Raw genomic sequence first — 22303 nt, 5'->3', positions numbered from 1 at the left:
GCACCCAAATCTTCCTGGGGCGGGCGAGAGGCCTTGTCGCCGCCTCATAAAGCGGGAAGGTTCGCAGTCATGTGTCTTTCCCGACTATCCCTGCTCCTGACCGCGTGCGCCCTGACCGCGCTGGCCATCCCTGCCAAGGCGCAGGACGCGCCGATCATCGTCGATCCGTCGATGACCCAGCCGCCGGTCGCAACCCCAGTCCCTCAGAACGAGGCGCCCGGGCCGGGCAATATCCTGCCGCCCCTCGTGATCCCGGCGGAGCCGGCTGTGGCAGAGCCGGCCGAACCCGTCGCTGCGCCCATCCCCGCGGTCTGGGCGCCGGTGCCGGTCGATGCGGCAGGACAGTCCGCCTACGGCCTCTACCTGTCCGGTCTACTCGCCAGCCTCCGCGGCGACTACACCGAGGGCTCGGACCTGCTGGCGCAGAGCCAGAGCCTGGTCCCGGAACAGCCTCGGGTAGGGTTCGACGCCTTCCGCGCCGGCCTGATGGCCGGTGATCTCGACACCATCGTCCGGATTTCGCCCGCCCTCCGAAATGAACCGGCGCTCGCCGACGCGGGGCGACTCGCCGGGGCGGTCGATGCCCTGCAACGCGGCGATGCCCGGTCCGCATTGGCGATCCTTGAGTCGGGCGACTTTGACGAGGCGTTTGCAATGGCGGCGCGCTTCTTGCGGGCGCCGGTCGCCGCCGCGGCGAACGACTGGGACGCCGCCCTGAGGCCGGTGTCGCTGGCGCCCAGCGATCCGGCCACCCTGATATTGCTGCACCAGCACGCCCGGCTGCTGGAAAGCCGCCGCCGCTATGCCGAGGCCGAGGCTGCCTTCCAGACCCTGCTTGAGGTCCCGATCGCCACCCAGCTGTTCGCGCGGGACTACGCCGACTTCCTGAAGCGGCGCGGCCGGGACGCCGAAGCCCTTGCCTACTACCAACAGGTGCTCGATGCAGTCTCGCCAGAGGGATCGGGCACGTCGACCGAGGCCCGGAATCTGGTCCGGACCCGCCCGCCGGCAGCGCCCACGCCGACCGAACTGGCAGCCCAGGGACTCAGGTTTGCGGCCAGCTTCCTCGGTTCCAACCCCGAGGCCCGGTCGCAGGTCGTCGTCTACCTGAGGATGGCGGAGAATCTGCATCCGGACGACGAGATCGCCCTGTATCTGGGGCAGGCCCTGGCCGCCGGAACCCAACAGGCTGACGCCCGCGTGGCCTTCGCCCGGATCGGGCCGGAGAGCCCGGTCCGATACGCCGAAGCCCAGGTTGGCATGGGGGTCAGCTACGCGCGCGAAAATCGCCCTGCCGAGGCGCTCGCCGCCTTCGAGCAAGCGCGCGCGGTCTCGCCCGGCGAGCCCCAGATTATCCGATTGCTGACGGCCCAGCTGAACGACCTTGGCCGCCATGAGGAAGCTCTTGCGGCAATAGACGATCCCAGCGCGAACGCCGCGCGGGCCCATCCGGATATTCGGGAAATCCGCGGCCTGACACTGCAGGAGCTCGGCCGGATCGAGGAGGCCGAGGCCGAGTTGTGGGCAGCCCTTCAGGCCGCGCCGGACAACCCGTCCCTGCTCAACTCCCTCGGCTATATGTGGGTCGATACCGGACGGCGGGTGGAGCAGGGGGCGGAGATGCTGGCCCGGGCCCACGCCGCTGAACCCACGAACGGCAACATCCAGGACTCGCTGGGCTGGGCCCAGTTCCGTCAGGGCCAGTACGACATCGCTGTCGAAACCCTGGAGGGCGCCGTGAACAAGGAACCCGCCAATGCCGAGATCGTCGATCATCTGGGCGACGCCTACTGGCAGGTTGGCCGCCGCCGCGAGGCCGAATGGCAGTGGAACCGGGTTCTCACCCTCGACCCGGACGCCGAACGTCGCGCTGAGGTGGAGCAGAAGCTGGCCAACGGCCTGTCGGTCGCGCCGCCGGTGTCCGCCGGCCAATCCTGAGCCATGGCCGCGATCGCCCGGCTCGCGCCCGCCAAGGTCAACCTGTTCCTGCACGTCGGACCGCTTGAGGCGGACGGCTACCACCCCTTGGCCAGTCTGGTCGCCTTCGCCGACGTCGGCGACCGCCTGACGATCGAGCCGGCCGATCGTCTGTCGCTGGTCGTCACCGGACCATTCGCCGGCGCGCTCGACGCTGAGGGCGATAATCTGGTGCTGCGGGCGGCCCGCGCTCTGGGCGCTGCGGCCGGGATCGGCGAACCGGGGCTCCGGATCACCCTCGACAAGCAACTGCCTGTCGCCGCGGGTCTGGGCGGCGGTTCGTCTGACGCCGGCGCCGTGCTGAAGCTGGCGCGGGACGGTTTGGGCCTGCCGTTTGACGACGTGGCGCTGGCGGACATCGCCGCCGGCCTCGGCGCCGACGGCCCCCTGTGCCTGCACACCCGCGCCGCCTGGGCCGAGGGGCGGGGTGAGATCCTGACCTTCGAGACCCACCTGCCGCCGCTGCCGGCCCTGCTGGTCAATCCCGGCGTTCCGTCTTCGACCGGCGCCGTCTATCGCGCTTTCGACGACGGTTCTTCAGGGCGAGCGGATCGGCCCCCGCCTCCATCGGTCTGGGGTGTGGCTTCCGTCACCGCCTGGCTGTCCGTTCAGCGGAACGACCTCCAGCCGCCCGCTGTGGCCCTCGCCCCGGCCATCGAAAAGGCCCTTGCGGTGACAGCGGCTCTGCCCGGCGCGCGCCTGACCCGGATGTCGGGCTCCGGCGCTACAGTCTTCGCCCTGTTCGACACGACGGCCGCCGCCGAGGCCGCCGGACAGGCCTTGGCGGCGCTTCATCCCGACTGGTGGGTCCAACCCACCGTCCTCCGGTAGCCGACGATCAGGGCCTTAACCGTCGGCAAACCCGTGTCTGGCAGACTGGCGGGATGGAAACGCTCTCGCCCGTCCAGATCGCCGCGTTCGAAGCCATACTGAACAAGGTCCCGGTCGATGACCGCGCCCGGCTTCACGCTCTCAAGGACGCCGCCGCCGCCTCGGCCGCCGCCTCGGCCCCGCACTGGGATTTCGACCAGCCGGGCCGTCGCGCGGAGGAGGCCCTGACCGAGGCTTTCGGCGCCGCCCTGACCGACGACCACCGCCGCGCCCTCGTTGCGCTGTGGGCGCTGGAAATGCCGGCCCGGGTTCCAGCTGCTGATATGCCTCCTGCGGTTCTCGAGCTGTACCCTGAATGGATCCAGCGGCTCGCCGACTTCCTGACCGCCGCCGCCGACCCCTATGACCGCGACTTCTGGGCCAAGGACGTGCGCATCTCGCTGGTGCTCAGCGTGCCCGGCGCCCGCACCCAGATGATCGACCTGTCTTCGCCGATGGGGCCGGGCCAGGTGCTGCGTCACGCCCGCGAGGGCTGGGGCTGGTCAGTGATCCCGGCATACGCTGCCGCCCAGGCCTGGAAGCCGTGGCTGGAGGTCCATACCGAGAGCCGCGAACTGTCCGATTTCAACGAGGCCGGTTGGGACCGCGCCTGGGCCACCGCCGCCGAGATCTGCAAGCGCCGCCCGGAGATGGCGGGCATGCTGGGTTCGAGCTGGTTCTACGATCCGCCGCTGGAGCAGATCAGCCCGCGCCTCGGATACTTGCGGCTCAACCTGCTGAAGCACGGCGCCTTCATGGTGCATCAGGGTCCGGGCGAGATTCACACCCGGCGCGCCGCCACCAGCTCGCCAACCCGCGCCGCTCTGATCGAGGCGGGCGAATACACGGCCCGTTCGTGGATCGTCGCCTTCCCCCGCGCCGCCCTGATCAAATGGGCGGACGGGCGCAAGGCTGCGATGTTGAGCGAAGCGGCCTAAGCTCTTTACGCTATCATCATTCCGGGCGGAGGCTCGCCCTCGCGAGCCGCAGATCCGGAACCCAGCGGCGCCGCGACGGCGGCGAAACACCAGGGTTGGAAAGCGCGACAGGAAGGCCTGTGCTCCCGACAGGTTCGCGCTCTCGCGTGCCGCTGGGTTCCGGGTCTCCGCTACGCTTCGCCCGGAATGACGATAGCGGTTAGTGGGAGACCGCGCCCCACGCCGCCCCAATGGGCAGCACCTCCAGCCCCGCCGCCTTCGCCAGCCGCAACACCCGGTCGAGATCATTCGGCGTGCAGCCGTAATCCGTGGGCCGATCGCTCACATCGTGCCCATAGGCCGTCAGCCAGCCCTTCGACGCCGCCGCTTCCGCCATCAGGCCTTCGAGGTCGTAGCCGGGCAACCGGCGGCTCTCGAGGCCGATGCTCTTGATCAGCGCCCGGTCCTCGCGCCCGGCGTTGACGCCGTCGCGCACGCCGCGGGCCATGGCGAACCGCTCGCGAACCACCCGCTTGGCCGACAGGGTCGCATCGCCGAAAGGCCAGGCGAAGGTGGTCATGCGATAGCCGGCCAGCCGTTCCGCCACCCAGGCGGCGTTGGCGTCGAGGCTGAGCCGCAGGGCCTCCGCGTCCATGCGCAAGGCGCTGGTGTGGCCGAAGGTGTGGCATCCGACCTCGTGGCCTGCGGCGTGCAGGGCCTGGAGGTGCGAAACCTCGAACTGGTCGCGGTCCATGTTCACGCCGCCTACGAGGCCCCCGCAGACATAGTAGGTGGCCTTGACGCCATGCTGGGCGAGGATCTGTCCGGCCTCGGTCCAGGCGCTGGCGGGGATGTCGTCGAAGCTCAGCGAGAAGACGCCGCGCGCCGGCGCGATCGTCACCGCCTCGATGTCGAGATAGCGCGCGGCCCGCCGGCGCATCTGGTCGATCTGCTTCATGGCTGCGGTCATAGCGCGGCGGCGCTTAAGGAAGCGTATGGCGGGCCTTCGCCTTGCCCGCCAAGGGCCGCCCGTCTAGGGTCCGCCGCCTTCTTCCCGGACGAAAAAGCCTGACGTGACCACCGAACCGCTCGCCTTCCAGGACCTGATCCTGACGCTCCACAAATACTGGGGCGATCAAGGCTGCGCGATCCTGCAGCCCTATGACATCGAGGTCGGGGCGGGGACGCTGCACCCGGCGACGGTGCTGCGCGCGCTGGGCCCGCGCCCGTGGAAGGCCGCCTATGTCCAGCCGTCGCGGCGGCCCGGCGATGGCCGTTACGGCGAAAACCCGAACCGGCTCCAGCATTATTACCAATATCAGGTGATCCTGAAGCCGAACCCCGACGACCTGCAGGCCCTCTATCTGGGCTCGCTGAAGGCGATCGGGATCGATCCGAAACTGCACGACATCCGCTTCGTCGAGGACGACTGGGAGAACCCTACGGTCGGGGCCTGGGGCCTGGGCTGGGAGGTCTGGTGCGACGGGATGGAGGTGACGCAGTTCACCTATTTCCAGGGCGTGGGCGGCATCGAGGTCGACGTGGTCTCGGGCGAACTGACCTACGGGCTGGAGCGTCTGGCCATGTACGTCCAGGGCGTCGACAACGTCTATGATCTGAAATTCACCAAGGAGGGCCTGACCTATGGCGAGGTCTTCCTGGAGAACGAGCGCCAGCAGAGTGAGGCAAACTTCCACGGCTATGACGTCGATGGGCTGAAACGTCGGTTCGAGGATATGGTGGCCGAGGTCGGACGCTTTCTGGAAATGAAGGGGCCGCAGGATCAGGCCCTGGTGCTGCCGGCCTATGACCAGGTGCTGAAGGCCAGCCACCTGTTCAATCTGATGGACGCCCGCGGGGCCATCGCCGTCGCCGAACGCCAGAGCTACATCGGCCGCATCCGCGATCTGTGTAAGGCCTGCGCCACCGAATGGGTCGAGCAGGAAAGGGGGCGCGCGTAATGCCCCAACTCCTTGTCGAACTGTTTTCCGAAGAAATCCCCGCCCGCATGCAGGGCGGGGCGGCGCGTGATCTGGAGCGGATGGCGGCGGAGCGGCTGAAGGCCGCGGGGCTGACCTATGAGGCGCTGACCACCTTCGCGGGGCCGCGGCGCCTGACGCTGGTGGTCGAGGGGCTGCCGGCGGCGACGCCGGACCGCGAGGAAGAGGTCAAGGGCCCGCGGGCCAATGCGCCGGAACAGGCGCTGGAGGGCTTCTTGAGGAAGACCGGCCTGACGAAGGACCAGCTGGTCGAGCGCGACGGCGTGTTCTTCGCCGTCATCAGCAGTCAGGGCCAGTCCACCGCCGCCCTGATCCCGGACATGGTCGACCAGATCGTGCGGGGCTTCCCGTGGCCCAAGTCGATGCGCTGGGGCTCGGGAACGCTTCGCTGGGTGCGGCCGCTGAAGCGGATCCTGTGCCTGTTCGACGGCAAGGTCGTGCCGTTCACGGTGGCCGATGGTTCGCCTGACATCGGCGGGCGCGTTCAGGGGATCGAGACCGGCGACGCCACCGAGGGCCATCGCTTCATGGGCACCGGCCGGCCGCTGAAGATCCGCGACTTCGCCGACTATCGCCGCCAGCTGGAGGCGAACCACGTCATCCTGGACGTGGCCGACCGCAAGCTGCGGATTTTGGAGGGCGCGCGGAAGGTCTGCGCCGCCCGGGGCCTCGCCCTTGTCGATGACGACGGCCTGCTGGACGAGGTCGCCGGCTTGGCCGAATGGCCGACGCCGATCCTGGGCGACATGGACCCGGCCTTCCTCAGCCTGCCGCCCGAGGTGGTCCGGCTGTCGATGAAGGTGCACCAGAAATACTTTGCGGTGCGCCAATCTCCCCCCGCCGGGGGGAGTGCCGCTGAAGGCGGGGAGGGGGGCTTCTCCACGCCGCAGATCGCCCCGCATTTCGTGGTCGTGGCCAATGTCGAGGCGACCGACGGCGGCAAGGCCTTGGCCGCCGGCAACAGCCGCGTGCTGTCGGCCCGTCTGGATGACGCCCGCTTCTTCTGGGACGAGGACCTGAAGACCGGCTTCGACGTCTGGTCGAAGAAGCTGGAAGGCGTGACCTTCCATGCCAGGCTGGGGACGATGGCCGAACGGGTGGAGCGGATCGCGGCGCTGGCCCGAGAGATCGCGCCGCTGGTCGGGGCTGACCCGGACGAGGCAGAGGCCGCCGCACGGTTGGCGAAGGCTGATTTGGCGAGCGCCATGGTCGGAGAGTTCCCCGAACTTCAGGGCGTCATGGGCGGCTACTACGCCCGCGCGCTCCTTCAGAAGGGCTCATCGACTCCCTTCCCCCTCGACGGGGGAAGGGTTGGGGATGGGGGTGAGGGCGCGCCGCGTCAGGACCTGGCGCGTGAGGCGTCGTCGTCCGACCGCCCCAGCCCATCCGCGCCCCCCGACCGGCAGCCTGCCTCCACCCCCACCCAACCCTCCCCCGTCGAGGGGGAGGGCTATGGTGACGCCATCGCCGATGCGGTGCGCGATCACTACAAGCCGCAGGGGCCTGCGGACTCCGTGCCGACCGCGCCGCTGACGGTGGCGCTGGCGCTGGCGGACAAGCTGGACACTCTGGTCGGCTTCTTCTGGATTGATGAAAAGCCCACCGGATCAAAAGATCCTTTCGCGCTGCGACGCGCGGCGCTTGGCGTGATCAGGGCCATTCTGGGCGGCGGCATCCGGCTGCCTCTGGAGGACGCTATTGGTGCGTCGATCTGGGCTTTGGAGCTTTCGCCGACGAGCGCCAATACCCGCATGCTGGACAAGGGGGCGCTGGCCGGGGAGCTTCTCGCCTTCTTCGCCGACCGCCTGAAGGTCCTGCTCCGCGATCAGGGTAAGCGCCACGATCTGGTCGACGCCGTCTTCGCGCTGGGTGATGACGACCTCGTCCGCATCGTGCGGCGGGTGGAGGCGCTGGACGCCTTCCTCGCTACGGACGACGGGGCCAATCTGCTGGCCGGGTACAAGCGGGCGTCCAACGTCCTCAAGGCCGAGGAGAAGAAGGGGGCCGTGCCGACCGGCATGGTCGAGACCGGCCTGGCGGACCAGCCCGAGGCCGAGACCGCTTTGGCTTTCGCCGCCGCCGCCGCCGCGACCGCCGTGGACGCGGCGCTGGAGACCGAGGATTTCGCCGCCGCCATGACGGCGCTGGCGCGGTTGCGGGCGCCGGTGGACGCCTTTTTCGACGAGGTGATGGTCAACTCCGAGGTGGCCGAGGAACGCGACAACCGGCTGAAACTGCTGGGCCAGGTGCGCGCGGTCATGGGCCGGGTGGCGGACTTCGGGATGATCGCGGGGTAGTTCCGAACCCTCTCCCATGGGGAGAGGGCTTGAGCGCACGAGCGCGCAGCGATCGTTCTTGCGCGAAAGGGTGAGGGGGTCCGGTGTGAACCGGCTGCCACCGTAACCCCTCACCCGACCACGCAAGGACGACGGCCTGCGGCCGCCGTGCGCGGTCTCCCTCTCCCGCTGGGAGAGGGTTCAGCTCTTCCCCCGAAAAATCGCGAAAAGCTGTCTTCCCGACCCTGTGCGGGCGTGGGCAAGGCGCAGCTGGCCTGTGGGTTCACCGCGCCTGGGGCGGTCGCGGGTGGGTGGATTGTCAAAGACCGGCGGCGGTCCGGGGGCCGACGGGGTCTATTTTACGCGGGCCGGAACGAGCACTGAGAAGAAAAATCTCGGGGCGGGGCGAGAAGGGCGCTTTGGGGGTCAGAAGGGGACGGAGGATCGGGGGCGGGAAGGACGCTTCAACGCCCCAGAGCAGGCTGGTCCATGAAGGCGGCATCCAGCCCGGACCTTGCGAACCGCGCCAGCCGCTCGCGCAACCGGCCGTGCGCGGTCGGGTCGTCGCCGATGCGATCGGCCTCGGGCAGAAAGGCGTTCTCGGCGCGGAAGGTCCAGGCGGCGACCCCGAGGCCGGCGGCGTGGGCCTCGGCGATCAGGGCGGTCGGGGCGCCGGGGGCCGGTTCGATCAGGGCCGTGTCGACGCCGATCCAGTCGGCGTAGGTCGCGATGTCGGCGAGGCCCCGAGGCGTGGTCATGGCGGCGTAGCGGAGGTCCGGGCGGTCGAATGGGCCGCCGGACGCGGCGACCAGTTGCAGCAGGGGTGTGGCGATGCGGGCGCGGAGGCGTTGCAGGGGTCCGACCTCGAAACACTGGATCAGGACCGGAGCGTCAGCACCGGTCAGGCCGCGGCGTTCCAGCGTGGCGACGAAGACGTCCTCCATCGGCAGGTCGAGGGCGGTGAAATACGACGGGTGTTTGAGCTCGGGCGCCACGCCGACGCCCGCGACGGCGGCGATGTCGAGCACCTCCTCGAAGGTCAGGATCGGGTCCCGGCCATCGAAGGCGGTGTTGGCGGGGCGGAGGTCGGGCAGGCGTTCGCGGGCCCGCAGGGTCTTCAGCTCGGCGAGGGTGAAATCCTCGGTGAACCAGCCGGTGACGAGCTCGCCGTCGACGGTCTTGGTCACGCGTCGGGCGGAGAATTCGGGGTGCGCCGCTACGTCCGTCGTGCCGCCGATCTCGTTCTCGTGACGCACGACCAGAACGCCGTCGCGGGACATCACCAGGTCGGGCTCGATGAAATCGGCGCCTTGTTTGATCGCTCGCTCGTACGCCACGCGGGTGTGTTCGGGCCGCTCGCCCGAAGCGCCGCGGTGGGCGATGATCAGGGGCTGGTGCGTCTGGGACAGCGCGGGGCTCGTGGTGAGGATGGCGACTGTCAGCAGGATGAGCCGGAACATGGGCCGGAGATAGAGCAGAGCAATGACGCGGCGGTGACGGAGAAGGACGGCGCCGACGGCCCCGTCCCCCCGGGTCAGGCCGTGATCAGCATTCCCACTCAACGTAGTCGTAGGTGTCGCCGTAGGTCAGGTCGGGGTAGCCGTTGTAGCCGTCCCAGGTCTCGGTGCCGTTGCAACCCATATAGTTGATCGAGGCCAGCTGACCGTTGATGTAGTGGGTGTATTGATAGCCGAACGGCTGCGGTCCCCAGTGGTGAATGGTCTGCGCAGACGCCGCGCTGGCGATGGATGCGACGAGCGCTCCGAGAACGAGGATGCGTGGTAGTTTCATGGTGAGACCTCCCTTGTTCGCCTCACGGATGTGAGGTGAGGCGCAAGTTCTCCTTAGGCGAGAGATTGTCAACCTGAAAGGGCGACAACTTTCGTGTTAGGGTTACGCTCCCAGAATCCAGCCCTCTTCTTGCTCGACCCTGGCGATCAGAGCCTCGCCCGCGCCCTTCGGCGGGGCGAAGGCGGTGGACAGGGCGCCAGTCTCGTCGAGTTTGGCGAAATGCTCGGCGGTCACCCGCACCTGGGCCTGGTCCTTGAACTCGCCCTCACTGGGTTTGGCGTCGAACATCGAGGGATAGACCTCGACCACCAGGGCCGACAGCGGCTCGACATCGGCGGCGTCCAGCGCGCGCCAGCCGGTGCCGAAGGGCCAGACGGCGCCCGAGGGGCCGAGCTTTTCCAGCAAGCGGCGCACGGCCGGGACGCCGACGAGGGTCTGGCCGCCGACCGCGCCCGCGCCGTGCATCTGCCAGACCGACTTGGGCTGGAGCCGGCCCTTGCGGACCGCGTCCTGGGTCGCGCGGTATTCGGGGATGTCGGCGCCGGAACCCGCGGGGGGTTTGGTCGTGGTCAGCCAGCGCTGGGCCTGATTGGCGGGAGCGCCCCACATGGGCCACGGGCTGTCCGTCATGAGCCGGTTGATCTTGGCGGCGACCTGATAGCGGTTGTTGGTGTTGTCGGGCTTGTCGACGACGTTGGCGGCAAGGAATTTCCACATCGCCGACCACGGCGTTCCGGTCAGCTTCAGCCGTTCGGCGGTACCGGCGGGGAAGCCGAAATTGAAGTCGAAACCGACCAGCACCCGGTCGCCACGCTTGCGGTGCTCGGCCAGCAGGGAGGCCAGCAGGGCCTCGCCCTCGGCCCGCGTCGCGACGTTGTGGGTCTCGGTATAGAGGCGGAAACGCACGTCGCGTTTTGCCACCCCGAGCCACAGGGACGTATCACCGAGCTTCTTGCCCTCGGCGGCGGTCCAGTCAGCGATGATGTAGGCGTCGAACAGGCGGGCCACGGGGGCTCCTCGGGGAACTCGGTCACGGGGATGGGCGGTTCTAGCTGTCCGGGAGCGGGGGAGGAAGGGCGTGGGTCCGATTCCGTTCAGCCCCTCAGCAGAGCCTCAAGATGCGAGAGCCAGCGTCGCCCCAGGCGAAGGGCCTCGCCCGGCGAGCCAGTCTGGACCGGCAGGGTGGCGTCCCAGAGCGCCAGTTCGAACTCCGGGTGACGGGCGTCGGCGAACATCAGCCGCAGCACCACCTGTTCGGCGTCGGGGGCCAGCAGATCGAGCGCCTTGCGGGCCTCGCCACGGCGAACGCGAGCGACGACATGGCCGTCGACGATGATCTCTCCGCCCTCGATCTCCTCGAAGGCGTAGACCAGACCCGAGCCGCCGCGATTCCACAGGACGGCGACCTGGGCGCCGTCGAAGTCGAGGCCGGCGGCGCGGCCCTCGGCCGGCGACAGGGCCTCGGCCTCGGGCGTGACGCCGAGCGACTTCAGCAGGGCCCGGCGCATGCGGCGGACGGGCTCCATCCACCATGCCAGAACCAGGGCGCCCGTGGTCAGGGCCGCCGCCGCCAGGGCCACAAGCAGTATGACCCTGAGCACATCGGCCACGGCCTAGTCCTCCAGTTCGACGACGACGGGGACGTGGTCGGAGGGCTTGTCCATATCACGGGCGTCGCGATGGGTCTCGATCCCGACGAAGCGGTCGGCGGCCTGGGGCGACAGGAGGTGGAAGTCGATGCGGATGCCGTGGTCGCGCTGCCAGGCCCCGGCCTGATAGTCCCAGAAGGTGAAGGTTCCGGGCGGCTGTTTGCCCAGCGCCCCGGCCTCGGACAGGCCGAGATTGTTCAGGGCGCCGAAGGCGGCGCGGCTCTCGGGCTGGAACAGGGCGTCCGTGACCCAGGCGGCAGGGTTCCTGGCGTCGTCAGGCGTGGGGATGACGTTGTAGTCGCCACACAGGGTGAAGGCCTCTTCCTGCAGCAGCAAGTCGCGGGCGTGGGCCTGAAGCCGGTCCATCCAGGCCAGCTTGTAGTCGAATTTGGGCGTGCCGATCGGATTGCCGTTGGGCAGGTAGAGGCAGCCCACGCGCACGGGGCGCGGGCATTCGATCACGGCCTCGATATAGCGGGCCTGTTCGAACCCGGCCTCGAAGCCCGAAGCGTCGACGCCGGGCAGGCCGCGCCGCACGTCGCTGAGGGGATATTTCGAGAGCAGGGCGACGCCGTTGTAGGTCTTCTGGCCGTTGGTCTCGACATTGTAGCCGAGCGACTCAAAGGCTTCGCGGGGGAATTTTTCATCCAGGCATTTGATCTCCTGGAAGCCGACCACGTCGGGCTGGGCCGCTTCGAGCCATGCCAGCACCGTCGGCAGGCGGGCGTTGACGGAGTTCACGTTCCAAGTGGCGATGCGCATGGACCATGCTTACGGCGCATCGGGGCGGTCTGTGAAGCGGGGATCGCCCAAACGAAAACGCCCCGGAGCGAACCCCGGGGCGTTCCTGTTCAATCCAGCCCGAGGACTACTGATCGCTGGGCGGGGCCGCGTCCGGAGCCGGGACGGGCGTCATCGTGCATCCGCCGCCGATGCGCACGGCCAGGGCGCAGGGGTACACCTGACCGACCGCATCGTCCTTGACCCGGGTGACGTAGCCTTCTCCCGAGACACATTTGACCTCGATGAAGCGGCCGGTGTCGTTCTGGGCCAGGAGGTGGATCCGTGCGGGGTCGCAGTCGTCAATGGCGGTGCCGACCAGCAGCGTCTTGTAGCCGGCGACCTGTTCCGCAACCGTGGTGAACTCGCAGGTCAGGCTGGTGGCCATAATCTGTAGGCAGTCCGTGGCTTTCCAACCCTGGGCCGTCCTCTCGATGTGAAAGCCGTCCACGCCGGCGCAGCCGACCTCGTAGACGAGATTGCCTTCCGGCGTCGCCCCGAGGGCCTTGCCGGCGTCGACCTGACACGACACGCCGGCTTCGACGGCGAAGGCGGCGATGGTCGCGGCGGCGCTCTGGTTGCCGGGCAGGTTGCAGGTGGAGTTGGCGGCCACTTCGCCGCCTTCCGCGCGGATGCGGTCGGCCTGGGCGGCCAGCACCAGGCATTCGAAGGACTGCGGCGGCGAGGCCGTGGTCAGGATGTAGCCTCCGCCGCCGGCGCAGGCGACTTCATAGAGATCATCGTTGTCATTGGTCGTGCCGAGCAGGGCGGATTCGCTCACCTGGCAGGTGAGGCCCGCCGCCGTGGCTGCGGCCTGGGCCGACTGGGTGACCTGTTCGGGCGAAGGCTGACGGCCGCGGCGATCCCTGGCCCGCCGTTCGGCCGGTGTGAGGTCTCTCTCCATACGATCCCGATCCATCGTCGAGCGCCGATCCGTGTCCTGCCGTTGCGAGCCGGGCGTCTGCGTCTGCGCCTGGGCCTGATCGCCGGCGAAAGTGGACGCGATGAGCGCCGCTGCAGCGACAGCGACAAGTCTGAGAAGGGTCATTTTGAGCACCTGAACTGCATGTATGAAGCATTGATACGCGCAGGATGCGTTGAGGCCAAGGCGGCGGGTGTCTTCAGCCGCCCGTATGGCGGATCAGGCCCTGATGAGCATACTCCGTCGCCCGAAGACTCTAGGGTTCCGTACCGGGAACGACCGGCGGGGCGGCGACCTGGGTCAGGGTGCAGCCGCCGCCGATGCGCTGGGCGGTGGCGCAAGGATAGATCTGCTGGGTCGCGCCCTCGGCGTTGACGCGGGCGATGAAGCCCTGGCCCTCGGCCGCGCATTTGGCTTCGTAGAACCGGCCGTTGGCGTTCTGGCCCATCAGGCGGACGCCCGTGACGTCGCAGGCGGCGGCGTCGGTGCCGACCAGCCGGGCCTCGAAACCGTCCGCCTGCTCTTGCGCCGTGGTGAAGCGACAGGCCCCACCGGTCGAGGCGACCCGCAGACAGTCCTTGAGGTCCCAGCCGTCGGCAATCTGCTCGAGCCAATAGCCGTCCGCACCGGCGCAGCCGATCTCATAGACGATATTGTCAGCGTCGCTCTTGCCGATGGCGACGGCCTCGTCGATCGCGCAAGCCACACCCGCGCCGCGGGCCCAGCCGCCGATGATGGCAAGGCCGTTCTGGTTGGCCGGCAGGAGGCACTGCTGGCCCACGTCGGCGGCCGGATCGCGCAGGCGCGCGGTCGCCGCGGTGCCGGCCAACTCCAGGCAGTTGAAGGCCTGCGGCGGGGTGGAAGCGATCAGGATATAGCCGGGTCCGTCCGCGCAGGCCGCTTCGTAGATCGGCGTCTGCTCGGCGGTGACGCCGGGGTTGGAGGCCTCAGTGACCTGGCAGGACAGGCCGGCGGCGACGGCCTGGGCCTGGGCGGTGGTCCTGACGTCTTCCGGGGTCGGGGCGGCGGCGGGGGCTTCCTGACGCTGACGGCGATCGCGATGGGCGTCGCGGGCAAGGTTTGACGGGCCCCTTTCGCTGCCGGGGTTCGAGGCGCGGTCAGAGGCGCTCTGTCCGCCCGGGTAGTCCTGGGCCAGAGCGGGCTGGGCGGACAGCAGGGCCAGGGCGGCGACGAGAAGCTTGATCAGGGACACGGAGAACACCTGCTTTTTTGAACTGCCATCGCGTTTGACCGGCGTCCGTGGCGCGGTCAAGGCAAACCGGTGTCCGCGTCTGGACGCGACGGCCCCCTTCGGCGTATCTACGGGATGGGTTTCAATTGGAGACGGACTTGGCGGACGGCGCTGCCCCGGCGGATATGAATCAGGCGACGCGCGACGGGCGCGGCCTGACCTATCCACATCCGGTTCCGCCCGGCTTCGGCGAGGCGGTCAAGGTCGCCCCGGGCGTGCTGTGGATGCGGCTGTCCATGCCGATCGCGCTCAATCACATCAATGTCTATGCGGTCGAGGACGGCGACGGCTGGGCCCTGGTCGACACCGGGCTGAACATCCCGGATTCGCGCGACCGCTGGGCCGCCCTGCTGACGGGGCCGCTGGGCGGGCGGCCGGTGACGCGGGTGATCTGCACCCATATGCACCCGGACCACATCGGCCTGGCCGGCTGGCTGTGCGAGCGGACGGGCGCGCCGCTGGTGATGACGCGGGTGGAATATGTGACCGCGCGGATGCTGCTGGCGGATACGGGACAACCGGCGCCGGAATCCGGGGCTGACTACTATCGCGCCGCGGGCTGGGACGCCGATCAGGTCGAGACCTACCGCCGCGAATACGGCCAGTTCGGCCGGGCCGTCTCCGCCATGCCGAGCGGCTATGTGCGGATGCGGGAGGGCGACCGGTTGAGCCTCGGCGGTCAGGACTGGCGCGTGGTGGTGGGCGAGGGGCACAGTCCCGAACACGCCTGCCTCTGGCGCGAGGCCGATGGGGTGGTGTTGGGCGGGGACCAGATCCTGCCGCGGATATCGTCGAACGTGTCGGTCTGGCCGACCGAGCCCGACGCGGACCCGCTGGGCGACTGGCTGGACTCGCTGGAGCGGATGAAGGGCGTCCTGCCCCACGACGGCCTGATCCTTCCCTCGCATGGCGAGCCGTTCCATGGCGTGCACACGCGTCTGGACGCCCTGATCCGTGGCCATGAGGTGTCGCTGAAGCGGCTGGAGAAGACGTTGAAGACGCCGAAGCGGGCGGTCGATGTGTTCGGCGCCCTGTTTGCGCGGGCGGTCGGGGACGGCGTACGCGGCATGGCTACGGGTGAAGCCATCGCGCATCTGAACTATCTGCTGCATCGGGGCCGGGTCAGCCGGGTCCGTGATGCGGACGGCGTGGACTGGTGGACGATCATCAAACGGGGAGAGGCGGCGTGACCGACCACATTCAGACCGAACTGACGGGCGGCGTCCTGACCGTCACCCTGGCCCGGCCGGAGAAGAAGAACGCCATCACCCAGGCGATGTACGCCGTGCTGGCCGAGGCGACCGAGCGGGCGCGGACGGACGACGCGGTGCGGGTGCTGGTGTTCACGGGCCAGGGCGACAGCTTTTCGGCGGGCAACGACATCGCCGACTTCATCGCCCTTGGCTCGCAAGGACAGCAGCCGCTGGACATGTCGGTGTTCCGTTTCCTCAAGGCTCTGGCCGATCTGGACAAGCCGGCGGTGGCGGCGGTGCGCGGCCGGGCGGTGGGCATCGGCCTGACCCTGCTGCTGCATTGCGACATGGTGGTGGTGGCCGAGGACGCTCTGCTGTCGGTCCCGTTCATCAACCTGGCCTTGGCCCCGGAGGCCGCGTCGTCGATGCTGCTGCCGGCGGTGCTGGGTCATCAGCGGGCGTTTGAGCTGTTCGCCCTCGGTGAGCCCATCGATGGTCGGACCGCCGTGGCCTGGGGCTTGGCCAATCGGGCTGTGCCGGCGGATCAGGTCGAGGCCGTCGCCGCCGATCTGGCCGCCAAACTGGCCGCGCGGGCGCCCAACTCCATCCGCAAGACCAAGCGGCTGATGCGCGACGCCGAACGTCTGTGGGCGCTGATGCAACGCGAGGGCGAGGCTTTCGGCAGCCAGATGTCGAGCCCCGAGGCGATGGAGGCCTTCATGGCCTTCAGCCAGAAGCGCGCGCCCGATTTTTCCAAGGCCGGTTGATTCGCGGGCGCGCCGGCCCTAGTTGCGCGCCCTCATGTTCGACACCCCCGCCAGACCCGCGCCCCTGCGCATCGAGATCGAGGCCCCCGCCGACGGGGCGGCGGTCGAGGCCCTGGTGCTGGCCGCCTTCGGTCCCGGACGATTCGCCAAGACGGCGGAACGGCTGAGGGAGCAGGCGCGCATTGCGGCCGGCTTTGTGGCCCGCGAGGACGAACAGATCATAGGCTCGGTGCGCTTGTGGGCCATCAGCATCGGCGGCGAACCGGCGTTGTTTCTCGGCCCCATCGCGGTTTCGGGCTCCAGCCGCCGGGCGGGACTGGGCGGAGACCTGGTGCAGGCCTGTATCGACCACGCCGGGGACGCCGGCATCCTGCTGGTCGGCGATCTTCCCTATTTCGGCCGGTTCGGCTTTCGGTCGGCGCCGGATGTGCGGCTGTCGGGGCCGGTCGACCAGCAGCGGGTGCTGTGGCGGGGCGAGGGCGAGGCGGCGGGCGTGGTGCTGCCGGGCTGAGGCGGCGGTCGACGCCTTTCCGATCCGCCCGACGCGGCCTAAGTCTTGGCCATGGCTGAATTCGCGGACAGCAAGACCGGACTGGCGGGCGTCGCGGCGGCGGCGAAGCAGGCGCCCAATTCCGGCAAGGGGGGTCGTGGGCTGCCGCCCGTGCATCTGTGGCATCCGGCGCATTGCGGCGAGATCGACATCGTCATTCGCCGCGACGGCCTGTGGATGCACGAGGGCTCGCCGATCGGCCGGGCCGAGCTGGTACGGCTGTTCTCGACGGTGTTGCGCAAGGATGACGGCGGTTATGTGCTGGTCACGCCGGGCGAGAAACTGTCGATCCGGGTCGAGGACCTGCCGTTCCGCGCCGTCGCCGTGGAGCGGCGCGGCGAATCGCTGGTCTTCACCACCGATGTCGGGGACGAGACCGAGGCCGGGCTGGAGCATCCCATTTGCGTCGAGACTGATCCGGAGACCGGCGAGCCGTCACCGTCGGTGCATGTCCGCGCCGACCTGTGGGCGCGGATCGCGCGGGCCGTCTTCTATGAACTGGTCGAGATGGCGGGCGTCGAGGACGGGCGACTGACGGTGCGGTCTGGCGGCGTCGCCTTCGCGCTCGGTCCTGTCGGGGCGGGCGTGGAATGAGCCTGGCCACGCTGCGCGAGCGTCTGATCGGGCATCTGGAGCCGGCGGTCAGCTGGACGGCGGGTCGTGGTCCCGCGCGGTCGGACTTCGACCTTAATCCGGAGGCCGAGCGACCCGTGCGGACGCTGCGGCCCGCCGCCGTGCTGATCCCTGTGATCGCGGGGCCGGACGGGGCGACGGTGCTGATGACACGTCGGTCCGACAGCCTGGCCAGCCACACCGGTCAGATCGCCTTTCCCGGCGGGCGGCTGGACCCCGGCGAGACCGCCGTCGAGGCCGCCCTGCGCGAGGCCTTCGAGGAGGTGGCGCTGGACCCGACACTGGTCGAGGTGTTGGGGGTCGGCGACGCCTATGAGACCGGCACCGGTTTTCTGGTGACGCCGGTGGTCGGCTGGCTGAGGACGCGACCGGCGACGCAGGCGGCGCTGGACGAGGTGGCGGAGGTGTTCGACGTGCCGTGGGACTATCTGATGGATCCCGCCAACCATCGCCGGGACTCGTATGACCGTGAGGGCCAGCCGCGCCGCTGGTACTGGGCCATCACGCACGAGCAGCGTTATATCTGGGGCGTCACGGCGGGGATCGTGCGGGCGCTGCGGACGCGGCTATACGGCGAGGAAGCCGCGCCCGGCCAAGCGGCTGCGGAGGATGCAGCGTGACCGTCAGGCTCGACGACCAGCCCTGGCTGACGGCCCCGGCCACCCGGGCGGTGATGGCGGCGCTGGAGGCGGCGGGCGGCCCCGGCTGCGCCCGCTTCGTCGGCGGCTGCGTGCGCAACGCCCTGATCGGGGCGCCGGTCGCCGATATCGACATCGCCACCACGCTGAAGCCCGAAGAGACCGACTGCGCTATCCGAGCCGCCGGGCTGAAGGCTGTGCCGACGGGCCTCGCCCACGGGACGGTGACGGCGGTGTCGGAGCGCCAGCCGTTCGAGATCACCACCCTGCGCCGCGACGTCTCGACGGATGGTCGCAACGCCACCGTGGCCTTCACCGACGACTGGGCCGAGGACGCGGCGCGCCGGGATTTTCGCCTCAACGCCCTCTATGCCGACGGCGAGGGGCGGGTGTTCGACCCGACGGGCGAGGGCGTGGCCGATGCGGCGGCGGGCAGGATCGTCTTCGTCGGCGACCCTGGGACGCGCATCCGCGAGGACTATCTGCGCATTCTGCGCTTCTTCCGCTTTTTCGCCCGGTACGGCGTCGGCGATCCCGATGCGGCCGCGCTGAGCGCTTGCGGTGCGCTGGCGCCGGGCATGACGCGACTGTCGGCCGAACGGGTGTCGAAGGAGCTTATGACCCTGCTGGCCGCGCCGGACCCGCGCGTCGCCATGGCGGCCATGGCCGAGGCGGGGGTGCTGGCGCAGATCCTGCCAGAGGCTTCGACAGGGACGCTGTTCAACGCCGCCGTGGAGCTGAGCCTCGACCCGGTGGTGCGACTGATGACGCTTTTCCCGATCGACGAGCGGCTTGTGAGAGATGCGTCGAGCCGGCTTCGGTTTCCCAATTCAACACGCGACCGCCTGGCCGCGGCGGCCCGCGCCGGACCCGATGTCAGCCCGGCGATGAGCGACGCCGAGGTCCGGGCCGCCGTCTATCGCCACGGGGTCCGCGCCGTCGCTGACGCCTTGCACCGGCGGTGGGCGGAAAGCCCCGCGGATGACGCCCGCGCGCGCCGCCTGCTGGCCTTGGCCGAGGGCTGGAAACGTCCGCCGATGCCCGTGGGCGGGCGAGAACTGGCGCGGCTGGGCGTCGAACCGGGGCCGGAGACGGGTCGGCTGCTGAAGGCGTTCGAGGACGGCTGGATCGCTGACGACTTTCCGTCGGACGGCCACGCCGAACGGCTGGCGGCCTTGGTCAGTCCCCGATTCTGGACTGAAATCTGAGCCTTGTCGGACTTCGTCCGACAAGGCTCAGATTTCAGTCGGTCGCGCGAGTGATTTCGGTCACCACCGGGCGATGGTCCGAGCCGGTCGGGAGGCCGAGGCGGCGGCTGGTGAAGGCGAGGTCCGGAGAGGCGTAGACCTGGTCAATGGTAATCCCGAGGGCTGACGGCAGGTCGCTGGGCCACGTCCCGGGAAAGCCCGGCGCGGGCCGAAGGCCGATTTCGCGCCGGACCTGTTTGCCGATGCGGGCGCTGGAGACGCTGTTGAAATCGCCGGCGACCACGACCGGGCCGCTCAATCCCTCAAGCATCTCGTCCAAGGCCATCGTCTGGCTGATCTGGCCCCACGATTCCTCAAAGGGCCACGGTCGGGTAAAATGGATGCTGACGAGATTCAGCGCGCCGAGCGGTGTCGCCGCCCTTGCCCCGACCGCCTCCACCCCGGCCGGGCGCGGGAGCGCGGCGAGCGGGTAGCGCGAGGCGATCACCGACCGGACCGCGCCGTTCGGGCGATCCATCCGCGGGCTTGCAATCCGATAGGGATAGGCGCCGACCAGCGCATCCAGATGGGGCGCGATGGCGTCGCCCAGCTCGATCAGCATGACCACATCGGCGTCGGCCTGATGGATGGACCCGGCTATGGCGTCCAGATCGCGGTTCCGGACCCAGAGATTGGCGGAATAGATCCGGATCGTGGCGGCGCCGGCCTCGGGGCGTGAGGCCGTCGGAAACCATTGGGGAGACACGGCGATCAGCAGCAAGGCCGCCGGCACGAGGGCCGCGGCGGCCCACCGCCACCGTCTGACAAGCACGAGCAATAGGCCCAGCCCCACGGTGGCGAACAGGGAGGGGGCCGTGAACTGGGCCATCAGGTCGGCGTACTGGTTCCGTATCCCGGTGATCGCCACCAGCGCCACGACCGTCGGCGGCGCGATCAAGCCCGCCAGTGCGAGCCGGACGACCCAAGCAAGTCCTTTTGCGAAGGATCCTTGCCTTTCCGGGTGAACGGGGTTCGTCATCGCGCGTTACGGTCTCGCTTGAGGAGGGCAGACATGGCCAGACGGTCCGTCGCGGATATCGAGAAGATCTGGTCCAATGTCGAGGGCGTCAAGAAGCTGTCCGACCGGGCGCTGGGCATTGGCCCTTTCGGTATCGGCTTGGACGGCCTGCTGACCTGGATACCGGTGGTGGGCACGGTCTACAGCGTCGGGGCCGCCGGGTGGCTGCTGGCACAGGCGGCAAAGGCGAATGCCGCTCCGGGCACGCTGTTGCGGATGGCCGGCTATCTGGGTCTGGACAGCACGGCCACGGTCGTGGGCGAGGTGATCCCGTTCGCGCCGGATGTCGTCGACATGCTGTTCCCGGGCCACCTGATGGCGGCCAAGGCGCTGCAGAAAGACATCGAGAGCACTCACTGGGTCGAGGACAATGAGCGCGAAGCGCGGGCCTCGGGCGCTCACGAGGGCCATGTCGCCGACATGCGCCGCAATCCGAAGCTGCGGCGGATCGTCTATCTGCATGACTGAATGGCTTGACGAACTCCCGCCGCCGCCGCCAATTCAATCCATGCTTTGCCGGACCTCTGAATGAGCGCGATCCTGACCCGAGACGAACTGGCCCAGGCGCTCGGCCGCGCGGGCGAAGGGGACCGCGCCGCCTTCCGCCGCGTCTATGATGCGACCTCGGCGAAGCTATTGGGCGTGACCCTGCGTATCTTGGCTGACCGACAGCTCGCCGAGGACGTTTTGCAGGACACCTATCTGACCGTATGGAGGAAGGCCGGGAGTTTTGATGCGTCCCGTGCGAGCCCCATTACCTGGCTGGTGACCATCGCCCGCAACCGGGCGATCGACCGGCTGAGGTCAAGCGCGTCCATGCGCAAATCGACGCCGATCGACGAAGCCGCCACCGTTATCGCCGACGACGCCCCGTCGCCGGCCCAGGCGCTGGAGACCGGCGACGATGTGCGCCGCCTCAACGATTGCCTCGGCCAGCTGGATGAAAAGACCGGGGGCGCCATCCGCACCGCCTTTATCGAGGGGGTGACCTATGACGCCCTGGCGGCGCGCGAGAATGTGCCGCTGGGCACAATGAAGAGCTGGATCCGGCGCGGATTGATGCGGCTGAGAATGTGTCTCGAATCATGACCGATCCCACCAACATCGGCGGCATGGATGAGGACCTGGCTCTCGCCGGGGAACTGGCCCTGCGCATCCTCTCGCCGGAAGACGAGGCCGCCGCCCGCGCCCGTGAGGCCGCTGACCCCGCCTTCGCCGCCCATGTAGGCGACTGGAACGAGCGGCTCGGCGGTCTGGCCGACGGGATCGTGTCGGTCGAACCCTCGCCCTGGGTCTGGCCGAGTGTCGAGGCGGCGCTGACGCCGCCGGCCGCCGCCAATGACAACAGCGTCGTCTTCTGGCGCCGTTGGGCCGTCGGCTCGACAGGCCTGCTGGCGGCCAGTCTGGCGGCGGTGGTCGTGCTCCTGGCCCAGCCGGCGCCCGTGCCGATCGCCGCGCCGGCTCCGCCGCCCGCGGTCATCCGGGTCGCGACCTTGACGCTGGAGAACGGTGCGGCGGCGATGACGCTGGCCTATGACGCCGGCACGGGGGAACTCTACCTGGCGCCCACGACAGAGATGGCAGGCGACACGCGGGTGCCGCACCTGTGGCTGGTCATGCCCGAGGGCGGGGTCCAGCTGGTCGGCGCCATCGACGGTTCAGCCACCTCGCGGCATCATCTGGGTCAGGCCCTGTTCAACCCGGCCGGAACGGCCAGCGCGGTCGCGGTCTCGATGGAAGCTCCCGGACATACACCAGCCCCGAACAAGCCGGACGGCCCGGTCGTCGCCCAGGGTGCGTTCCAGCGGCTGTAGTCTGCATCC

23 protein-coding genes are annotated in these 22303 nt (G+C 69.3%); 14 read left to right on the top strand and 9 right to left on the bottom strand.

Features of this window, described 5'->3' with window-relative positions; translation table 11 throughout:
• The first annotated feature begins 69 nt into the window (after window positions 1-69).
• From Q8K49_RS11685 to Q8K49_RS11675, 3 genes are read left to right on the top strand one after another with little or no spacing between them, the layout of a single operon-like run.
• Window positions 70-1938 (top strand): tetratricopeptide repeat protein, encoded by a 1869-nt coding sequence (locus Q8K49_RS11685; protein ID WP_305306256.1) that lies wholly within the window; start codon window positions 70-72, stop codon window positions 1936-1938.
• Window positions 1939-1941: 3 nt separating this feature from the next.
• Window positions 1942-2808: a 4-(cytidine 5'-diphospho)-2-C-methyl-D-erythritol kinase gene (locus tag Q8K49_RS11680; RefSeq protein WP_305306255.1), complete on the top strand. Its 867-nt coding sequence runs from the start codon at window positions 1942-1944 to the stop codon at window positions 2806-2808.
• 53 nt (window positions 2809-2861) lie between these two features.
• The gene (locus Q8K49_RS11675; RefSeq protein ID WP_305306254.1) at window positions 2862-3785 is read left to right on the top strand and encodes a hypothetical protein; all 924 of its coding nucleotides are present in this window, start codon (window positions 2862-2864) and stop codon (window positions 3783-3785) included.
• 199 nt (window positions 3786-3984) lie between these two features.
• Here Q8K49_RS11675 and Q8K49_RS11670 read toward each other — a convergent pair whose 3' ends face one another.
• Window positions 3985-4722: a polysaccharide deacetylase family protein gene (locus tag Q8K49_RS11670; RefSeq protein WP_305306253.1), complete on the bottom strand. Its 738-nt coding sequence runs from the start codon at window positions 4720-4722 to the stop codon at window positions 3985-3987.
• 115 nt (window positions 4723-4837) lie between these two features.
• Between Q8K49_RS11670 and Q8K49_RS11665 the strand changes: the two genes are divergently transcribed.
• Window positions 4838-5725: a glycine--tRNA ligase subunit alpha gene (locus tag Q8K49_RS11665; RefSeq protein ID WP_305306252.1), complete on the top strand. Its 888-nt coding sequence runs from the start codon at window positions 4838-4840 to the stop codon at window positions 5723-5725.
• Window positions 5725-8061: a glycine--tRNA ligase subunit beta gene (gene glyS, locus Q8K49_RS11660; protein WP_305306251.1), complete on the top strand. Its 2337-nt coding sequence runs from the start codon at window positions 5725-5727 to the stop codon at window positions 8059-8061. Before Q8K49_RS11665 ends, glyS begins: the two co-directional genes overlap by 1 nt.
• A gap of 443 nt (window positions 8062-8504) precedes the next feature.
• Here the strand turns inward: glyS and Q8K49_RS11655 are convergent, their stop codons facing one another.
• The 7 genes from Q8K49_RS11655 to Q8K49_RS11625 form a co-directional block, all read right to left on the bottom strand.
• Window positions 8505-9500, bottom strand: a complete 996-nt coding sequence (locus Q8K49_RS11655; RefSeq protein ID WP_305306250.1) for a glycerophosphodiester phosphodiesterase family protein — start codon at window positions 9498-9500, stop codon at window positions 8505-8507.
• Window positions 9501-9585: 85 nt separating this feature from the next.
• Window positions 9586-9831: a hypothetical protein gene (locus tag Q8K49_RS11650; RefSeq protein WP_305306249.1), complete on the bottom strand. Its 246-nt coding sequence runs from the start codon at window positions 9829-9831 to the stop codon at window positions 9586-9588.
• A 102-nt stretch (window positions 9832-9933) separates the two neighbouring features.
• On the bottom strand, window positions 9934-10839 hold the full coding sequence (locus Q8K49_RS11645; RefSeq protein WP_305306248.1) for a cobalamin biosynthesis protein CbiG: 906 nt from the start codon (window positions 10837-10839) through the stop codon (window positions 9934-9936).
• 86 nt (window positions 10840-10925) lie between these two features.
• A complete protein-coding gene (locus Q8K49_RS11640) occupies window positions 10926-11441 on the bottom strand; it encodes a hypothetical protein (protein ID WP_305306247.1) in 516 nt (171 codons plus the stop codon).
• A 3-nt stretch (window positions 11442-11444) separates the two neighbouring features.
• A complete protein-coding gene (xth, locus tag Q8K49_RS11635) occupies window positions 11445-12242 on the bottom strand; it encodes an exodeoxyribonuclease III (protein WP_305306246.1) in 798 nt (265 codons plus the stop codon).
• A gap of 106 nt (window positions 12243-12348) precedes the next feature.
• Window positions 12349-13308, bottom strand: coding sequence for a hypothetical protein (locus Q8K49_RS11630; protein WP_305306245.1), 960 nt, complete (start codon window positions 13306-13308; stop codon window positions 12349-12351).
• Window positions 13309-13438: 130 nt separating this feature from the next.
• Complete coding sequence (locus tag Q8K49_RS11625) at window positions 13439-14395, bottom strand: hypothetical protein (RefSeq protein ID WP_305306244.1); 957 nt, start codon at window positions 14393-14395, stop codon at window positions 13439-13441.
• 137 nt (window positions 14396-14532) lie between these two features.
• Between Q8K49_RS11625 and Q8K49_RS11620 the strand changes: the two genes are divergently transcribed.
• The 6 genes from Q8K49_RS11620 to Q8K49_RS11595 are packed head-to-tail and all read left to right on the top strand — an operon-like array spanning window position 14533 to window position 19423.
• Window positions 14533-15624, top strand: a complete 1092-nt coding sequence (locus Q8K49_RS11620; RefSeq protein ID WP_305306243.1) for an MBL fold metallo-hydrolase — start codon at window positions 14533-14535, stop codon at window positions 15622-15624.
• Window positions 15621-16394, top strand: a complete 774-nt coding sequence (locus Q8K49_RS11615) for an enoyl-CoA hydratase (protein WP_305306242.1) — start codon at window positions 15621-15623, stop codon at window positions 16392-16394. Before Q8K49_RS11620 ends, Q8K49_RS11615 begins: the two co-directional genes overlap by 4 nt.
• Before the next feature lie 34 nt (window positions 16395-16428).
• On the top strand, window positions 16429-16905 hold the full coding sequence (locus tag Q8K49_RS11610) for a GNAT family N-acetyltransferase (RefSeq protein WP_305306241.1): 477 nt from the start codon (window positions 16429-16431) through the stop codon (window positions 16903-16905).
• 51 nt (window positions 16906-16956) lie between these two features.
• Window positions 16957-17538 (top strand): DUF1285 domain-containing protein, encoded by a 582-nt coding sequence (locus Q8K49_RS11605; RefSeq protein ID WP_305306240.1) that lies wholly within the window; start codon window positions 16957-16959, stop codon window positions 17536-17538.
• Window positions 17535-18197, top strand: a complete 663-nt coding sequence (locus Q8K49_RS11600) for a CoA pyrophosphatase (protein ID WP_305306239.1) — start codon at window positions 17535-17537, stop codon at window positions 18195-18197. The genes Q8K49_RS11605 and Q8K49_RS11600 overlap by 4 nt, the downstream gene beginning before the upstream one ends.
• Window positions 18194-19423, top strand: a complete 1230-nt coding sequence (locus Q8K49_RS11595) for a CCA tRNA nucleotidyltransferase (protein WP_305306238.1) — start codon at window positions 18194-18196, stop codon at window positions 19421-19423. Before Q8K49_RS11600 ends, Q8K49_RS11595 begins: the two co-directional genes overlap by 4 nt.
• Before the next feature lie 34 nt (window positions 19424-19457).
• Here Q8K49_RS11595 and Q8K49_RS11590 read toward each other — a convergent pair whose 3' ends face one another.
• Complete coding sequence (locus Q8K49_RS11590; RefSeq protein WP_305306237.1) at window positions 19458-20360, bottom strand: endonuclease/exonuclease/phosphatase family protein; 903 nt, start codon at window positions 20358-20360, stop codon at window positions 19458-19460.
• A 114-nt stretch (window positions 20361-20474) separates the two neighbouring features.
• On the opposite strand from Q8K49_RS11590, the gene Q8K49_RS11585 reads away from it, so the two are divergent.
• From Q8K49_RS11585 to Q8K49_RS11575, 3 genes are read left to right on the top strand one after another with little or no spacing between them, the layout of a single operon-like run.
• Entirely contained in the window at window positions 20475-20948 is a 474-nt protein-coding gene (locus tag Q8K49_RS11585; protein WP_305306236.1) for a DUF4112 domain-containing protein, read from the top strand.
• A 60-nt stretch (window positions 20949-21008) separates the two neighbouring features.
• Window positions 21009-21569, top strand: a complete 561-nt coding sequence (locus Q8K49_RS11580; protein ID WP_305306235.1) for a sigma-70 family RNA polymerase sigma factor — start codon at window positions 21009-21011, stop codon at window positions 21567-21569.
• Complete coding sequence (locus tag Q8K49_RS11575; protein ID WP_305306234.1) at window positions 21566-22294, top strand: anti-sigma factor domain-containing protein; 729 nt, start codon at window positions 21566-21568, stop codon at window positions 22292-22294. Before Q8K49_RS11580 ends, Q8K49_RS11575 begins: the two co-directional genes overlap by 4 nt.
• The last annotated feature ends 9 nt before the right edge of the window (window positions 22295-22303 follow it).

The organism is Brevundimonas sp. (genome assembly GCF_030682035.1).
GTDB lineage: Bacteria > Pseudomonadota > Alphaproteobacteria > Caulobacterales > Caulobacteraceae > Brevundimonas.
Note: the sequence above shows the minus strand (reverse complement) of the source record. Positions and strands in the feature narration are given on the sequence as shown.

Excerpts from the sequence above, each read along its gene's own strand:
- Q8K49_RS11575 (WP_305306234.1), top strand. The coding sequence starts at position 21,566 with ATGACCGATCCCACCAACATCGGCGGCATGGATGAGGACCTGGCTCTC.
- Q8K49_RS11680 (WP_305306255.1), top strand. The coding sequence starts at position 1,942 with ATGGCCGCGATCGCCCGGCTCGCGCCCGCCAAGGTCAACCTGTTCCTG.
- Q8K49_RS11685 (WP_305306256.1), top strand. The coding sequence starts at position 70 with ATGTGTCTTTCCCGACTATCCCTGCTCCTGACCGCGTGCGCCCTGACC.
- xth (WP_305306246.1), bottom strand. The coding sequence starts at position 12,242 with ATGCGCATCGCCACTTGGAACGTGAACTCCGTCAACGCCCGCCTGCCG.
- Q8K49_RS11610 (WP_305306241.1), top strand. The coding sequence starts at position 16,429 with ATGTTCGACACCCCCGCCAGACCCGCGCCCCTGCGCATCGAGATCGAG.
- Q8K49_RS11650 (WP_305306249.1), bottom strand. The coding sequence starts at position 9,831 with ATGAAACTACCACGCATCCTCGTTCTCGGAGCGCTCGTCGCATCCATC.
- Q8K49_RS11630 (WP_305306245.1), bottom strand. The coding sequence starts at position 13,308 with ATGACCCTTCTCAGACTTGTCGCTGTCGCTGCAGCGGCGCTCATCGCG.
- Q8K49_RS11675 (WP_305306254.1), top strand. The coding sequence starts at position 2,862 with ATGGAAACGCTCTCGCCCGTCCAGATCGCCGCGTTCGAAGCCATACTG.
- Q8K49_RS11670 (WP_305306253.1), bottom strand. The coding sequence starts at position 4,722 with ATGAAGCAGATCGACCAGATGCGCCGGCGGGCCGCGCGCTATCTCGAC.
- Q8K49_RS11655 (WP_305306250.1), bottom strand. The coding sequence starts at position 9,500 with ATGTTCCGGCTCATCCTGCTGACAGTCGCCATCCTCACCACGAGCCCC.
- Q8K49_RS11605 (WP_305306240.1), top strand. The coding sequence starts at position 16,957 with ATGGCTGAATTCGCGGACAGCAAGACCGGACTGGCGGGCGTCGCGGCG.
- glyS (WP_305306251.1), top strand. The coding sequence starts at position 5,725 with ATGCCCCAACTCCTTGTCGAACTGTTTTCCGAAGAAATCCCCGCCCGC.
- Q8K49_RS11585 (WP_305306236.1), top strand. The coding sequence starts at position 20,475 with ATGGCCAGACGGTCCGTCGCGGATATCGAGAAGATCTGGTCCAATGTC.
- Q8K49_RS11600 (WP_305306239.1), top strand. The coding sequence starts at position 17,535 with ATGAGCCTGGCCACGCTGCGCGAGCGTCTGATCGGGCATCTGGAGCCG.
- Q8K49_RS11580 (WP_305306235.1), top strand. The coding sequence starts at position 21,009 with ATGAGCGCGATCCTGACCCGAGACGAACTGGCCCAGGCGCTCGGCCGC.